Origin of the sequence: Sphingopyxis sp., assembly GCF_035998965.1 — a bacterium.
In the GTDB taxonomy this organism is placed as follows: Bacteria; Pseudomonadota; Alphaproteobacteria; order Sphingomonadales; family Sphingomonadaceae; genus Sphingopyxis.
In genome coordinates this window covers 1-12,887 of sequence record NZ_DASYHE010000033.1, presented here as the reverse complement: position 1 = coordinate 12,887, position 12,887 = coordinate 1, and the positions used below count along the sequence as shown (strand labels likewise).

Genomic DNA, 12,887 nt, shown 5'->3' with positions numbered 1-12,887 from the left:
ATCAAGCCGCCAAGGCGAGCGGAAGATCGAGCTGCAGCCCGACGGCATCGCAATAGACCGACAGCACCGCCTCAATCTCGGCCCGGTCATGCGGCGCCATCTTGCGCAGCTTCAGCAGCTTTTTGACGATCTTGGGATCATATCCCTGCGACTTCATTTCGTTGAATGTGTCGCGGATGTCGTCGCTGATGCCCTTCTTCTCCTCTTCGAGGCGCTCCACGCGCTCGACAAAAAGGCGCAGTTGTTCGTCCGAAACCGTGGCTTCGCTCATAGCTTTCGCTCCTTAGGCTGCCCCGCGGGGCTGAATGATTGGGGATTGGCGCCGCTATCGGGGCGTTGTTCCGGCCCCCACGACGGAATGGATGCTGGACATTTCGGTAAGGATCACGTCGACAATGCCGCCCAGCTCGGTGTGGCTGACGTGGCCGTCTTCGTTGGCGTCAGCGACGACCGCGGCGATTCGGGCGGCGGCAGCCCCGGCGCGGCGCACCGATGCGGCCTCGTCGACCTCCATCGGCGCCACGCTGAACCCCATGCGGGTCGCGACGCGCTGGAAAGCTTGCGGGGGCAGGGCGGTGAACACGCGCAGGAAGACGTCGAGCGGCATCGCCGACCCGTCGGCCTCGACATAGCTGCGCAGGCGGCGCTCCCATGTTTGGAGCGCGCCGGGATCATCGCACGTCGCAGCGGCCAGCTCCGGCCAGGTGAAGCGCTTGCCGTACCCGCCGACGTACATGCGCAGCGTGTCGCCGATCAGCATTTTTACAGCCGGAGCGGAAAACTGCCCTGCTATTTCCATGGGTTAGCCCTCGCAGTTGACGCATTGATGCGGTGTTGAACAGGAGAATTCGAGATGAAGAACATGTTACGCCGCCTCGCGCTGGCGCAGGCCGCAGTCGCTGCGGATGCAGCTGGCGCATTCCGGATCCTCGGAGCGTCGGTCGCAGACCCCGCACGACGCGACGAACTCGGTAATGAAGCCGCGCGCCTTGGCCTCGGTGGTCGGCCAGATGCGGCGACCGTTCTTGAGGTCGCGCACGAAATGAGGGTCGCCCATCGCCTTCCGGCCGAATGTGATCTCAGACATGTCGGCATCACTGACAAAGTCTTCGATCGCTTTGATCAGGTCGGCGTGGGGCGGGTCGGCGTCCGCTTCGGGAGGGGATTGCGTCATGCTTGAGGCAACTAGCGTAGGAATGATCCTACCGTCAACTAGAAAAAGTAGGACACGTCCTAGCATGGCGCGCGCGTCGGTGTTGTGGGAAGCGTCCCACATGGATAGCGCATTGCAACGATTCATCCGCAAAGCGGTCGAACTGGGCGGAAAAGCCCGCGATCACTATGACAAGGAAATCCAGAGGGCCGCCGGCACCACCGGAAAGGTGCTCTACGATATTGATCGCGGGAAGAGCAAAAATCCGAACACGACGACGCTGCACGCGATCGCCAAGGCGCTCGGCCAGCCGTTTGATTTGCTCCAGCGCGCGGTCGCCGGAGAAGAGGTGGTGCCGGTCGAGCCTGGCAGCGAGCCCAGCGCCGCGGTTCCTGCGACGACGAACACGGCCGATGTCGTGGTGCTCGATTTGACGCTCTCCATGGGTGCGGGCACCAACATCGACGAGTATATCGAAGAAACCACCTATCAGTTCGACGTCGATTTCATCCGGTCGTTTACCCGCACGGCGCCGCACCGGCTGCGCATTGCGACCGGCATCGGCGACAGCATGTTTCCAACGCTGATGCCGTCCGATGCGGTGTGGTTCGACACGACGCAGACGATGCTGAAGCTGCAGGACAAGATCTGGGCCTGCTCGATTCGCGGCGGCGGAGCGATCAAGCGCCTGCGCATCGGCGACAACCGAAAGATCATTGTGCTTTCGGATAACCCTGCGGTACCAGACGACATCGTCGACGAAGAGGATGTTCGGATCTTCGGCCGCGTCCTTCGATTGATGCGTGACCTATAGGGGGCGTGAATGAGCGACCTGATTTGGTTCATCGTTCTGGGGCTAGGGGCGCTCGGCGGCTTCATATTTTACCTGATCCAGGACGCCAAGAAGTCGCAGGAACTCGCCGGGATGCATCAGCCTGCCCAGCCGCTTGAGCAGACCGGACAAGCCGGAGTTACAGCACCAGGCGTTGCCGGCGGAGGTTGGCTCGTCGCGGGGTGGGTGCTGGCAGCTGCGGGGGTGATCGGGCTGGTAGTGGGGCTTTTGCTCGACACGTCGGTCGCTGCATACAGCCCGACGATGTTTGGCGGGCCGACCGAGGTCGTCAACCTCGACCTGCTTTTTCGGAAGGGCGTTGTCGTGGCTTGCGGCATCGCTGCAATCGCCGCCGGCATCTTCTGTCTCGCTGTGGCCGCAATCCTTCGGGCGATTCATTCCCGCGCTGCCTGATGCCAGCTCAGATCACCTTGCCGATCGTCGGCGTCGACTATCCCAACAAGCGCGGCGTGACGCGCCGCTTTGCGGTCGATCTGCTTGCGCCTGGCGATCCCGTCGAGCTGCGGGCCGAGCCCCAGAACCCAGCCGATGAAAACGCGGTGGCGGTATATTCGATCGAGGGCGTGCAGATGGGATACATTCCAGCGCAGCGGGCGCCCTATGTCGGGAAACATATGAAAAATGGCGACGTGACGGCTATTTTTCAGGGGAAGGGCGGGCGAGGGGCCTTCATCCGGATCGCCTTTGGCGACGAAGAGCCGGTGCTGCCGCCACCTCCGGAAAAGAACGGGTCCGAGCCCGATTGGTGGCCGGACGACGCGCCCGAAGACGATTGGGCGCAATAGCCGCGACGCGAAAAGTAGGAACTATCCCACTTTTCATTTGACAGCGTAGGAATGGTCCTACATATCCGGGTCCGTCACCAAGACGGAGCCCCTGATGATCCCCGCCCACGAACATCCCGACACCGCTGAAACCGTCATCGACACGGTGTTCGCGCGCATTGCCGTGGCATTCGCAGCTCTGACGATAATCGTTCCCGCTATCGTGGCGGTGGTCCGGTGAGCGGCTCGGCGACCAATCTCAACGCCAACGCGATTGCACTGTTGCGCGGCGCGCAACAGCTGATCGACGAGCCGAACCGGTGGACCCAAGCCGTGATGGCGCGCGATCAATTTGGCGAACCCGTTTCTCCCCGCAGCGTCGATGCCCGATGCTTCTGCATTATCGGTGCGCTGGAGGCTGTGGCACCGTCGTGTCGAATATCCCTGGAGGGAGAGCTCCAGAAAGATTTGCCCAAAGGCGCGCAGTACGTCCCCGTGTTCAACGATTCCTGCGGGCACGCGGACGTCATGGCGCTTTTCGATCGCACAGTCGCAAGACTGGAGAGCGCGCGGTGACATTCAACCTTTCCCCAGATCCGGTGCACCCCCCCGTGCCGGATGCCCCGACCGCTACCGCCCCTCTTGGCGGTCGGGGCACCTATCATTTTGAGCGCGGTCGCTATGTTTCGCCGATCCCGGCGAAGATCCTGATCGATTATCGCGACCGGCTGCGCGGCCCGTTCGAGCAGCGCATGCACCTGTTCCCCAAGCCAAATGGCAGCAGCCTGCCGTGCAACCCGTCCATGTGCCGCGAATGCTGGCGCGAGGAGCATTGGCGCGAGCACGGCGCAGGGGATGCGTCATGACGCTCGCCGAGATCCGCGCCCTCGACTTCATCCGCGCCCGCATCGTTGCGACGCAGACCGCGCCGACCCTGTCGGAGCTTTGTGCCGGGATGGGCTGGGCCAGCCGCAGCACCGCGCACCGCGTCGTCACGTCGCTGGTGCGGCAGGGCGCGCTGACCCGCAAGCCCGGGTCGCTGCGCGGCCTCGCTCTCGCCGACGCGCCGTTACTGACCGTCGTGCCCACCGCTGACCTGCGGGCCGAGCTGGCGCGGCGCGGGCAGGGGGCTGTGCAGTGATTGGAACCGACACCCTCGCGATCAGCGCGCGCACCTGGGCGGCCTGCGTCGCATCCGCCGAGCACGAGCGGGGCGAGGTGGCCTTCGATCTTTCGCACCTGACCGGAGAAACCATCATGGCAGTCGAGCAGCACCCTCACGGCTGGCGCCTGCGCTGCGGCAGCGGCGCGAGCGTCGTCGTCGAGCGCGGCCACACCTTCGACAGTGCGGGCCTTGCGGTGATCGAGCCATGAGCGCCGCCAACCGCCTCTACGCGATCGACCTGCTCAACCGCGCGGGCATCGAGCTTACGCCGCGGGCGATCGCGGACGCCGCGGCCATCGTGCCGCTGCTCGAGCATGACGTGCTCGAAGCGGTCGGCGAGCCGGTCGACGGCGTTTTCTTCACCGCGCAGGCCATCGTCCGCGCCCGCATCGCCGAGGGCCGCCACCGGCCGTCGGGCGCGGCGGAAACCAATACTCCCGGGTTCCTTGCGCCCCCGCAGCCGGGAGATCCTGCCGCCGCCTCTTTGCCCATCGGAGGGGCGGCGGCCTTTCTTGAAAGCACCGCCGAATGACCCAAGCGTTTCCCCTGCAATGGCCGGACGGAATGCCGCGCACGCAGCGCCATCAGGCGTCGACCTTTCGCTCGACCCTCGCCAGCGCGCTGAAAAACGTGCGCACGTCGATCATCGCCTTTGGCCGCGACAGCGGCAAGCAGGTGACCGACGTCATCATATCGTCGAACGTGTCGCTCGGCATGGAGCGCCCCGCAGATCCCGGCGTCTCGCTCTGGTTTACATGGGACGATTCCCAGCGCTGCATCGCCGTCGATCGCTATCCGAAGCCCGAAGACAATTTGCAGGCCATCCACCACATCCTTGAAGCGCGTCGTACCGAGGTGCGGCACGGCGGGCTCCATATCGTGCGGCAGACCTTCAAGGGCTTCCTCGCGCTGCCGTCTCCTGATGCGGTCGACTGGCGCGCGGTGCTTGGTTTCAAACCCGGCGAGCTGGTGACTCCGGCCGCGATCGACGTTGCCTATCGCGATCGCGCGAAAGACGCCCACCCCGACAAGCAGGGTGGTGACGAAAACGCCATGGCTATCCTGAATTTGGCGCGGGCCGCGGCGAAGGAGGCGGTGACCGCATGATAATCGAAAATTCAACGAAGAGGAGGGCGTCCGTGCCGAAGAAAATATACAGACTCGTGGAGCATCCGGAGCACGAAGCGCGCCTCCCGGAGTGGCGTGACCGCTGGATCGCGAACGCCATGTCGACAGCCGCGATGACCGAAGATGATCGGCAGGCCTGCATTGCGGCTGTGAACGGCATGTACGCTGCGGCCAAACTGCCGCCGCCGAAGCATATCGTTTTCGTGCCGTCGCCGTTCGTGCTGTCATTTGCGGCGGGCTTCGCGGCGTCGATCTGGTACCGTAGCAAAAATCCGGATTTCAGGCCTGCGGCGACCCGTGCGGCGACCTATGCGGCGACCGATGCGGTGACCGATGCGGTGACCGATGCGGCGACCCGTGCGGCGACCGATGCGGCGACCCGTGCGGCGACCGATGCGGCGACCGATGCGGCGACCGATGCGGCGACCCGTGCGGCGACCTATGCGGCGACCGGTGCGGTGACCGATGCGGTGACCGATGCGGTGACCGGTGCGGTGACCGATGCGGCGACCGATGCGGCGACCGATGCGGCGACCGGTGCGGTGACCCGTGCGGCGACCTATGCGGCGACCGATGCGGCGACCGATGCGGCGACCGATGCGGCGACCCGTGCGGTGACCCGTGCGGTGACCTATGCGGCGACCGATGCGGCGACCGATGCGGCGACCCGTGCGGTGACCGATGCGGTGACCGATGCGGCGACCCGTGCGGCGACCCGTGCGGCGACCCGTGCGGCGACCCGTGCGGCGACCGATCTCTCTAAATGGTATGTTGTCCCAGCGGACATGCGCCGCATCGCCGACGATCTGGGTGTCGGTGACTTCGGGCTGCGCTGCGCTGCCATGGCGTGGCAGATGTACTCCGGGGGCAATCAGTGGTCGGCTTACGACAGCTACCTGACATTCTTTCAGGACGTGGCCGAGCTGCCGCTCGATTACACCGCCTATAATCACTGGCGTACCCTCGCCGAGCGCAGCGGCCCGCGAATGATGCATCCGGATTTCTGCATGATCTCCGACCGGCCGGAACTGCTGACTGTCGATGACAACGACCAGCCGCACGGCGAAGACGGGCCGTTCTGTCGCTGGCGTGACGGATCGGCGCTTTATTCGTGGCATGGCGCGCGCGTACCGGCTCGTTGGATCGAAGATCGCGCCACGCTCGACCCCGCCGAAGTGATCTGCGCCGAGAATGTCGAACACCGGGCAGCCGGGGCAAGCATTGTCGGCTGGCCGCGCATGTTGTCCGTTCTGAAAAGCCGCGTGATCGACGACAGCGGGTCAGCGGATATTGGCGAGCTGATCGAGCTTGAACTGCCCGGCCTCCCACGGCCCGGCCGGTTTCTCAAGGCCGCATGCCCTCGAAACGGCATTATCGTCGAAGGCGTCCCTTACGTCTCTGACATCGACAATCTCCCGATCGACACCGCGCTTGCCGCGCAGGCCTGGCGGATCGGCGACCCTCAATCAGAATATGCGCACCCGTCGGTGCGCACCTGATGCTGCAGCAAGAAAAGGAACCGACATGAAGAAAATTATCGGCGCCCAGGGCGAGATCACGATCATCCGGATCGATGCACTCCCCGAGGGCATGGAAACAGTCCCGGCCGAGCGTGTCGCGAAGGGCTGGATCGTCAGCCACAGCGAAAGCGGCAATCACCACCTGCTGACCGGCGGCACCGTCATGGAACGCACCGACAATCTGCCCGAAGGGATGCGCAAGCTTTATGCGCTGCTCGACGAGCCTGCATCGCTGATTCAGGACGCGGCGACACCGCACGGCAGTTTTGACCTCGAACCGGGCGCCTATGAGTTCCGGATCAGCCGGGAATATGACCCCTTCGCCGAACAGGCGCGGCAGGTCGCGGATTGATCCGGTGAGCAGGAACTCGGGAACATTTGCCACTGAGGCGGATCTCGTTGCCGAGTTCCTGCGCCGCCTCGCCGTCATGGACCCCAGCCAGAAATGGAAGGTCTATCCGGAAAGTTGCGGTTGGGATCTGCTGCTTGTGCATGAGGCCGGTTACCAGCTTGGTATCGAGGCGAAGCTGCTGCTCAACCCGAAGGTTATCGACCAAGCGCTGGTCGGCGCGTTCATCACCCGTCCGGCGTGGGACGGTCCGGATTATCGCGCCGTGCTGGTGCCGTCCGAGGGGCGGCAGCAGCACCTGGCCAATATCTGCAAGGCGATCGGGGTCGGGGTCATTACGGTCCGCCCCGAGGGTGATGGTGGATTCCACTGGTTCGACCTGCCCAGCAACAGCGAATATTGTACCTGGCCGAACTGGGGGCCGGTGCACCGCTGTCCGGTGCCGGATTATGTCCCGCGTGTCGCTGCGGGCGTGAAATCGCCTACACTGCTCTCCGATTGGAAGGTCCGGGCGATCAAGCTGTTGATCGTGATGGAGCGCAAGGGCTGGATCGACCGCGGCGACTTGAAGGTCCTCGGCCTCAGTCCGACCCGCTGGACCTGCCACTATAACGGATTTCTGACCCGCGTTGCTGGCAAGCCGGTGCGGTACGTCGCCGGGCCACTGACCCCGGACTATCGGGCGCAGATGCCTGAAAACTTCGCCGAGATCGAGGCGGATATCTCCGCCTGGGCAATCGAACATTACAAAGAGCGGCCCGACTGGCTCGGCACCGCTGAAACGGAAAAGGCCGCATGACCGTCATCCCCCTCCCGATACGCCGCCGGGCCCCCAGCAAACCCGACCCCGGCGACTGCGTCCTCTGCGACGGCCCGCTCGTGCCCGTGCCGATGCTCGGCAGCATGGGCTGCGCCGACTGCGGCTCGACCTTCACCCTCGATGGTTTGGCCGCGCAACGACGCCGCCAGAACGCCGCCCCACCACCCGAAACCAAGGAACCGACATGACGCCCCCCGCCAACGACCGCCTGATCGCGCTGCCCGAGGTGAAGGACATCGTCGGGCTGGGCAAGACGATGATCTACCGCCTCGAGAAAGAGGGGAAGTTCCCGCCGCATTGCAAGCCGGGCGGCCACGCTACGCGCTGGAGCGAGGCCGAGGTGCGCGCCTGGCAGGAAGAGCAGAAAGCGAAGAGGGCGGCATAATGGCTGACGCAGTGGATTTCGCGACCGACCTGGTCGCCGAGAAGCTCGATCAACAGATCCGCACCGCGCGGGCGCCGATTCCGGTCGGCGTGGCGGGCGAGTGCGAAGGTTGCTTCGAGCAGATGCCGCGCCTGGTCAACGGCAGGTGCGGGTACTGCCGCGACGGGCGCGGGCCGCGGGGGATTCGGTCGTGAGCGCCTGGGACACATACGCCGTCTGCCCCGGCTGCGACCGCAAGTATATCGCACCGTTCGGCAACAGCTTTCATCTACCCTTCGAGATCTGCCCGCACTGCGGCGAGGGCAACGCTCGGCGCTCGGGATTTGCCGCGGGGTCCGGTTGGCGGGTCGCGGCGTTCCGCGTGATCGGTGGCCGCTATTTCGAGCGCGGCGTCGCGACGCCTGACGAAATCGCCGCTGCGGAGCAAATGGAAGCGGCGAGGTCGCGCCGCGGCTGTTTGATCAGCCTCGCCACTGTTGCCGCCATCATCGCTGCCGTCCTTTGGGGCGGCTTGGATTTCACGCTGTGACGGTCGGCCTCGAAGACCCGCCGGCGGATTTCACCTGTGCGATCTGCGAACGGGAAGCGTCGAACCGATTTCACTGGTCGCCGCGCGATTATGAGCGGCCGCCCGTCTGCAAATCTTGCGAGAGTTTGACAGGTTACAGTTGGACCGGCGCTGCGCGGCGGCGCACGGCGCCTACCGGCGGGACCGCTCGCGACAAACGAGATGCCATGCGCATCGGCGCGCTGGCAGACGCGATCGGCCAATTGGCTGCGCGACAACAGTGGGAGGTGCAGCATGGCATCACGTGATTACACTTCGGCGCCAATATCCGACCAGCTGGGTATTCCGACGATCATTTCGGGCCTTTGCGCGGATCTCGAGCAGCTCCGCAAGGGCGAGATTAGCGTAAACGATGCGATGGCCCGGTCGATGCTAGCCAAGCAAATCTTCAATGGCGTTCGCCTCTACATGAACGGCACCAAGATCCTCGCTGACAGCGCGCGGCCCACGATCGCGATTGAAGGAGAGCAGGCAGGTGGCTGATTGGTCGGCCCTTTCCGCTCCGCAGATCCGCTGCATCGCCGCGCTCGATTTCGCCGTGCCGCTGCATCACTCGCACCTGACCCGCCGACACGACGTGCGCGGGCCGACCATCGTCTCGCTCGTGCATCGCGGCCTCGTGCGCCGCGCCTCGCTATTCGAGGAGGGTTCGACGATCCCGATGCCGTTCTACACCCTGACGCAGGCTGGGCTGGCCTATAAGCGCGATTGGCGAGGGTGGAACGCGGCGGTCGCGCGTAAGCTGGGCGAGTTGCTAGCATGACAAAAGCTGTCACCCCCACCGATGATGTCTTCGACGAATACGACGAATACGACTGTTGGAACTGCGGCGGCGAGGGCTTTGTCTACGGCTGCTCGTGGGATTGGCAGTGCGACACTTGGGACGGCGATAGCTGCCTTTGCCCCCGACCCTGCCACATTTGCCACCCCCCGAAAGACGATCCGGGAATGCGCAAGATCATGGCAGAATCCCTCGACGCACAACAGCCCTCAGCATGACAAAAGTTGTCACCCTCAGCCTGAGGATCGAGATCGACGTATCGGAGCGGGTCACGGTCTCCGAAGCGAAGCGGCGCATCGCTGCACGCCTGCACGGCGCGCCAGAAGCGATTGAATGGCAGAAGGGGTTGTTGCCAGATCCCGAGACCATTTACCGCGGCGTCATCTTCTGGGATTCGATCGCCGTGAAACAAAAGCGCGCTCGGTGACCGGCGTCATCGGCTATTGCGAATGCGGCAACACGCCCTGCGACGGGCTCGACTGCGGCGTTTATCTCCCAGGGCGCGCGCCGCGGAAAAAGACCGCGCCGAAGCCGCCGGCCGTCGTGCGCGAAATGAAGTTGCGCGGCTGGGCCACGAGGCGCGCGAAATATGGACCGCGAGGGCATCGCTGATGGGGTGCGAGCACGTCACCCTCCCGGGCGGCGGGACCGCGATCATATGCGGACCGCGTCAGCCGCACCAGAAATGTCCGTGCGGGCGGCGCGCGACGTTGCTTTGCGACTGGAAGATGGCCGAACCCATCACGTTCCGGAAAAGCCAGACCTGCGACAAGCCATTATGCGACCGCTGCACGTCGTCACCCGCCCCGGGGAAGGATCTATGTTCGAAGCATGCGGCGGAATGGGCGGCAAAGCTGGCCGCGCGGGATGAAACGCAAAAAGGCCCCGCCGCATAGCGACGAAGCCTTTCGCTCAAGCCCGGCCTCAAAGCGGGCGCCACTGGACTAGCGCATCGGTCGCGTGCACAAAAGCGCAATTGCACCCATTTTGAATGGAACCACGATGCCGACCTATGAAGTTCACGGCCCAGATCCCGACGGCGATTTCTTCATCGTCCGCATCGAGACAAAGGGCGAGGCGCACAGCGAAACCTCGCTCGACGAGGTTTACGTGACCCGCGAAGCTGCCCAGGCGGCGGCAGACAAGTTGAACGGCAAATGACCGACGAAGACCGAGCGCAGGTTCTGGCTCTAGCCGATGCCGTCGAAGACGCGGAGGCGACGGCGAGTGCAGTTCGCCAGCTTTTCGGCCACTATTTCGGTTTGAACGAAGACTTCGACGCAATCGAGGTGGATGGCCTCGTGTCGGGCTTCGCTCGTCTGCGCTCTCTCGCGGACCGGCCGCAGTGACGCCGCTCGAACGCGTGGCTCGCGCAATAGTGGACGCCGAACGCGAGTTCCGAGGTAGCGACCCGATCGGGGATGACGAGTGGCATAACTATTGGTCGCCAGGCGGGCCTACTGCGATGCCGTCCCTGATCGCGATGCGCGCGAAAGCTGCGCTGTTGGCTATCAGCGAGGCTTTGGATGAAAGCGGCATGGTCGAGGGCGCTCGGCAGGCAGCGGAGATCGACGGCAGCGAGGCCGCCACCCAAGCTTCGCGCACCTTTTTTGACGTTATCATTTGGCTCGAAGAACAGGTGCCCGAATAACCGGCCTATTCAGCCGCTGCCCGCGCCCTCGGCCCCTTCGGCGCCTTATCCGCGTTCCGCATCGGCAGCCCCAGAAATTCCACCGGATCCGGCATCCCGTCGAGCAACATGTCGGCCCATTCCTGCGCCAGCTCGCGCCGCCGCGGCATGTACGAGGCGCGGTTATAGGCGCCCTCAACCTTGTCCTTGGGGACGTGCGCCAGCATCAGATCGATCACCGCCCGATCGCCGTCGGCCCGGTCCGGCCGTTCGTTCATGATGGTGCTGAAGGTCGCGCGAAACCCGTGCGGGACGTGCTTTTGATAATATCCGGCGCGGATCAGCACGGCGCGGATCGTATTTTCGCTGATCGGGCGGTGCGAATGCCGCTCGCTGGGGAACAGCAGGGGGAGGTGGCCGCTGATCTGGCGAAGCGCGCGCAGGATCTCGACCGACTGACGAGCCAGCGGCACCAGGTGATCCCCGGCCTCCTCGAGCTTGCGCTCCGCGTCGCCCTTCATGCGCGCCGCGGGGATGCGCCATAGCGGCTCGGTCCCGTCCAGATCCTCGAACTCGGCCCAGCGCGCGCCGCCCAGCTCTCCCGGCCGCACCGCGGTCAACGCGAGCAGTCGCAGCGCGAACTTGGTCCCGGCCCGGGTCCGCTCCGCCTCGCAATCCTTGACTAGCTGGCGCGCTAGGCGCAGCCGCTCGTCATTGTCATGCACCCGGTCGATGATCGCGGCCTGTTTCTTGGCGGGCGGGACGCGGGGCAGGGCTTTCGACATGCTCGCCGCGGGGTTGTGGCGCGCGAGCCCGGCCGGGATGGCGTAGATGTAAACATCGCTGATCCGCTGGCAGACCCGGTGCGCCGTCTCGATCGCGCCGCGCTGCACGATGATATTGAGCACGTCGAGCACCTTGGGGCTTTCGATGCCGGTGATCGGCAGATCTCCAATTTCAGGGAAGACGTCGCGCTCGAGCGATCGCAGCACGTCACCGGCATGGATCGGCGACCAGCCCGCGCGCGGCCGATCGACCCAATGGCTGGCATCGCGCGGCGACCAGGCGCCCTCGCGCGAATCCCGCCAGGCGCGGAACTTCGCCACGGACCAGCCCGATTTGAGCTCGAACCACTTAATCGCGACGGCTTCGAAGGTGTTGGCATTGTCGAGCGCCTTGGCGCGCGCCGCGACGCGCTTCTCGACCGCGGGATCCTGATCCGCGCGCAGCGTCGCCTTCGCCGCGTCGCGACGGGCGCGCGCATCGAGCAGGGTGACCGCGGGGTAGGAACCGAGCGCGAGCGTCTTCTGCGCGGGCTTCCCCTTGGCGTTGCGGCCATAGGTATAATTCATCCGCCAGTGCTTTCCGCCGGCGGTCGTGACGAACAAATAAAGCTGTTCCGCGTCGGCGAGCTTGTACGCCGAGTCCCGGGGCTTCGCTGCCTTGATTTTCGCATCGTTCAGCATCGCTCGCCCCATACCATGGATTGCCGATCCGATACCATGGGATATGCCATGGCAGGGTGTGAACGCTGGTGAACGTCCCCGAACCGGCCGAATATCCGATATGCCCTAAAACCGGCAGAAAACAAGGGTGAGTGAACCGTTACGAACGCTGGCGGAAGGCCAGTTGGCGGAGCGGGTGGGATTCGAACCCACGATAGGCTTTTGACCTATACTCACTTTCCAGGCGAGCGCCTTCGACCACTCGGCCACCGCTCCGCATGCTTGGAACGCGCGCCCTAATCGCTGGGCGGGGCTTTCGCAAGTCG

At 64.7% G+C, this 12,887-nt stretch carries 28 protein-coding genes and 1 tRNA gene; 24 read left to right on the top strand and 5 right to left on the bottom strand.

Features of this window, described 5'->3' with window-relative positions:
* Nucleotide 1: 1 nt before the first annotated feature.
* From VGN68_RS04375 to VGN68_RS04365, 3 genes are all read right to left on the bottom strand, one after another.
* The gene (locus tag VGN68_RS04375; RefSeq protein ID WP_327474228.1) at nt 2-271 is read right to left on the bottom strand and encodes a DUF2312 domain-containing protein; all 270 of its coding nucleotides are present in this window, start codon (nt 269-271) and stop codon (nt 2-4) included.
* Between the two features lie 54 nt (nt 272-325).
* Nucleotides 326-799 (bottom strand): hypothetical protein, encoded by a 474-nt coding sequence (locus tag VGN68_RS04370; RefSeq protein WP_327474226.1) that lies wholly within the window; start codon nt 797-799, stop codon nt 326-328.
* A gap of 66 nt (nt 800-865) precedes the next feature.
* Nucleotides 866-1,174, bottom strand: coding sequence for a hypothetical protein (locus VGN68_RS04365; RefSeq protein ID WP_327474224.1), 309 nt, complete (start codon nt 1,172-1,174; stop codon nt 866-868).
* A gap of 64 nt (nt 1,175-1,238) precedes the next feature.
* On the opposite strand from VGN68_RS04365, the gene VGN68_RS04360 reads away from it, so the two are divergent.
* From VGN68_RS04360 to VGN68_RS04245, 24 genes are all read left to right on the top strand, one after another.
* Nucleotides 1,239-1,967, top strand: a complete 729-nt coding sequence (locus VGN68_RS04360) for a S24 family peptidase (RefSeq protein WP_327474222.1) — start codon at nt 1,239-1,241, stop codon at nt 1,965-1,967.
* A 9-nt stretch (nt 1,968-1,976) separates the two neighbouring features.
* Nucleotides 1,977-2,399, top strand: a complete 423-nt coding sequence (locus VGN68_RS04355; RefSeq protein WP_327474220.1) for a hypothetical protein — start codon at nt 1,977-1,979, stop codon at nt 2,397-2,399.
* Nucleotides 2,399-2,791, top strand: coding sequence for an HIRAN domain-containing protein (locus tag VGN68_RS04350; RefSeq protein ID WP_327474218.1), 393 nt, complete (start codon nt 2,399-2,401; stop codon nt 2,789-2,791). The genes VGN68_RS04355 and VGN68_RS04350 overlap by 1 nt, the downstream gene beginning before the upstream one ends.
* 94 nt (nt 2,792-2,885) lie before the next feature.
* Complete coding sequence (locus VGN68_RS04345) at nt 2,886-3,011, top strand: hypothetical protein (protein ID WP_327474216.1); 126 nt, start codon at nt 2,886-2,888, stop codon at nt 3,009-3,011.
* On the top strand, nt 3,008-3,346 hold the full coding sequence (locus tag VGN68_RS04340) for a DUF6197 family protein (protein WP_327474214.1): 339 nt from the start codon (nt 3,008-3,010) through the stop codon (nt 3,344-3,346). The genes VGN68_RS04345 and VGN68_RS04340 overlap by 4 nt, the downstream gene beginning before the upstream one ends.
* Before the next feature lie 35 nt (nt 3,347-3,381).
* On the top strand, nt 3,382-3,636 hold the full coding sequence (locus VGN68_RS04335; protein WP_327474212.1) for a hypothetical protein: 255 nt from the start codon (nt 3,382-3,384) through the stop codon (nt 3,634-3,636).
* Entirely contained in the window at nt 3,633-3,911 is a 279-nt protein-coding gene (locus tag VGN68_RS04330) for a LexA family protein (RefSeq protein WP_327474210.1), read from the top strand. Before VGN68_RS04335 ends, VGN68_RS04330 begins: the two co-directional genes overlap by 4 nt.
* Nucleotides 3,908-4,144 (top strand): hypothetical protein, encoded by a 237-nt coding sequence (locus VGN68_RS04325; protein WP_327474208.1) that lies wholly within the window; start codon nt 3,908-3,910, stop codon nt 4,142-4,144. Before VGN68_RS04330 ends, VGN68_RS04325 begins: the two co-directional genes overlap by 4 nt.
* On the top strand, nt 4,141-4,467 hold the full coding sequence (locus VGN68_RS04320; RefSeq protein WP_327474206.1) for a hypothetical protein: 327 nt from the start codon (nt 4,141-4,143) through the stop codon (nt 4,465-4,467). The genes VGN68_RS04325 and VGN68_RS04320 overlap by 4 nt, the downstream gene beginning before the upstream one ends.
* Nucleotides 4,464-5,042, top strand: a complete 579-nt coding sequence (locus VGN68_RS04315) for a J domain-containing protein (RefSeq protein WP_327474204.1) — start codon at nt 4,464-4,466, stop codon at nt 5,040-5,042. Before VGN68_RS04320 ends, VGN68_RS04315 begins: the two co-directional genes overlap by 4 nt.
* Before the next feature lie 119 nt (nt 5,043-5,161).
* Nucleotides 5,162-6,562, top strand: a complete 1,401-nt coding sequence (locus VGN68_RS04310; protein WP_327474202.1) for a DUF6745 domain-containing protein — start codon at nt 5,162-5,164, stop codon at nt 6,560-6,562.
* Nucleotides 6,563-6,587: 25 nt separating this feature from the next.
* Nucleotides 6,588-6,935 (top strand): hypothetical protein, encoded by a 348-nt coding sequence (locus VGN68_RS04305; RefSeq protein ID WP_327474200.1) that lies wholly within the window; start codon nt 6,588-6,590, stop codon nt 6,933-6,935.
* A 4-nt stretch (nt 6,936-6,939) separates the two neighbouring features.
* Nucleotides 6,940-7,731, top strand: a complete 792-nt coding sequence (locus VGN68_RS04300) for a hypothetical protein (protein WP_327474198.1) — start codon at nt 6,940-6,942, stop codon at nt 7,729-7,731.
* A complete protein-coding gene (locus VGN68_RS04295; RefSeq protein WP_327474196.1) occupies nt 7,728-7,940 on the top strand; it encodes a hypothetical protein in 213 nt (70 codons plus the stop codon). The genes VGN68_RS04300 and VGN68_RS04295 overlap by 4 nt, the downstream gene beginning before the upstream one ends.
* Nucleotides 7,937-8,137, top strand: coding sequence for a helix-turn-helix transcriptional regulator (locus VGN68_RS04290; protein WP_327474194.1), 201 nt, complete (start codon nt 7,937-7,939; stop codon nt 8,135-8,137). Before VGN68_RS04295 ends, VGN68_RS04290 begins: the two co-directional genes overlap by 4 nt.
* Complete coding sequence (locus VGN68_RS04285; protein WP_327474192.1) at nt 8,137-8,331, top strand: conjugal transfer protein TraR; 195 nt, start codon at nt 8,137-8,139, stop codon at nt 8,329-8,331. The genes VGN68_RS04290 and VGN68_RS04285 overlap by 1 nt, the downstream gene beginning before the upstream one ends.
* The gene (locus tag VGN68_RS04280; RefSeq protein WP_327474190.1) at nt 8,328-8,666 is read left to right on the top strand and encodes a hypothetical protein; all 339 of its coding nucleotides are present in this window, start codon (nt 8,328-8,330) and stop codon (nt 8,664-8,666) included. The genes VGN68_RS04285 and VGN68_RS04280 overlap by 4 nt, the downstream gene beginning before the upstream one ends.
* Nucleotides 8,663-8,953, top strand: a complete 291-nt coding sequence (locus tag VGN68_RS04275) for a hypothetical protein (RefSeq protein ID WP_327474188.1) — start codon at nt 8,663-8,665, stop codon at nt 8,951-8,953. Before VGN68_RS04280 ends, VGN68_RS04275 begins: the two co-directional genes overlap by 4 nt.
* Nucleotides 8,940-9,188 (top strand): hypothetical protein, encoded by a 249-nt coding sequence (locus VGN68_RS04270; RefSeq protein ID WP_327474186.1) that lies wholly within the window; start codon nt 8,940-8,942, stop codon nt 9,186-9,188. The genes VGN68_RS04275 and VGN68_RS04270 overlap by 14 nt, the downstream gene beginning before the upstream one ends.
* Nucleotides 9,181-9,468: a hypothetical protein gene (locus VGN68_RS04265; protein ID WP_327474184.1), complete on the top strand. Its 288-nt coding sequence runs from the start codon at nt 9,181-9,183 to the stop codon at nt 9,466-9,468. Before VGN68_RS04270 ends, VGN68_RS04265 begins: the two co-directional genes overlap by 8 nt.
* A gap of 232 nt (nt 9,469-9,700) precedes the next feature.
* On the top strand, nt 9,701-9,913 hold the full coding sequence (locus tag VGN68_RS04260; protein WP_327474182.1) for a hypothetical protein: 213 nt from the start codon (nt 9,701-9,703) through the stop codon (nt 9,911-9,913).
* 575 nt (nt 9,914-10,488) lie between these two features.
* On the top strand, nt 10,489-10,647 hold the full coding sequence (locus VGN68_RS04255; RefSeq protein WP_327474180.1) for a hypothetical protein: 159 nt from the start codon (nt 10,489-10,491) through the stop codon (nt 10,645-10,647).
* Nucleotides 10,644-10,835 (top strand): hypothetical protein, encoded by a 192-nt coding sequence (locus VGN68_RS04250; protein ID WP_327474178.1) that lies wholly within the window; start codon nt 10,644-10,646, stop codon nt 10,833-10,835. Before VGN68_RS04255 ends, VGN68_RS04250 begins: the two co-directional genes overlap by 4 nt.
* A 116-nt stretch (nt 10,836-10,951) precedes the next feature.
* Entirely contained in the window at nt 10,952-11,137 is a 186-nt protein-coding gene (locus VGN68_RS04245) for a hypothetical protein (RefSeq protein ID WP_327474176.1), read from the top strand.
* Between the two features lie 5 nt (nt 11,138-11,142).
* Here the strand turns inward: VGN68_RS04245 and VGN68_RS04240 are convergent, their stop codons facing one another.
* Nucleotides 11,143-12,582: a tyrosine-type recombinase/integrase gene (locus tag VGN68_RS04240; RefSeq protein ID WP_327474174.1), complete on the bottom strand. Its 1,440-nt coding sequence runs from the start codon at nt 12,580-12,582 to the stop codon at nt 11,143-11,145.
* Nucleotides 12,583-12,746: 164 nt separating this feature from the next.
* Nucleotides 12,747-12,837 (bottom strand) — tRNA-Ser (locus VGN68_RS04235).
* Nucleotides 12,838-12,887: the final 50 nt, after the last annotated feature.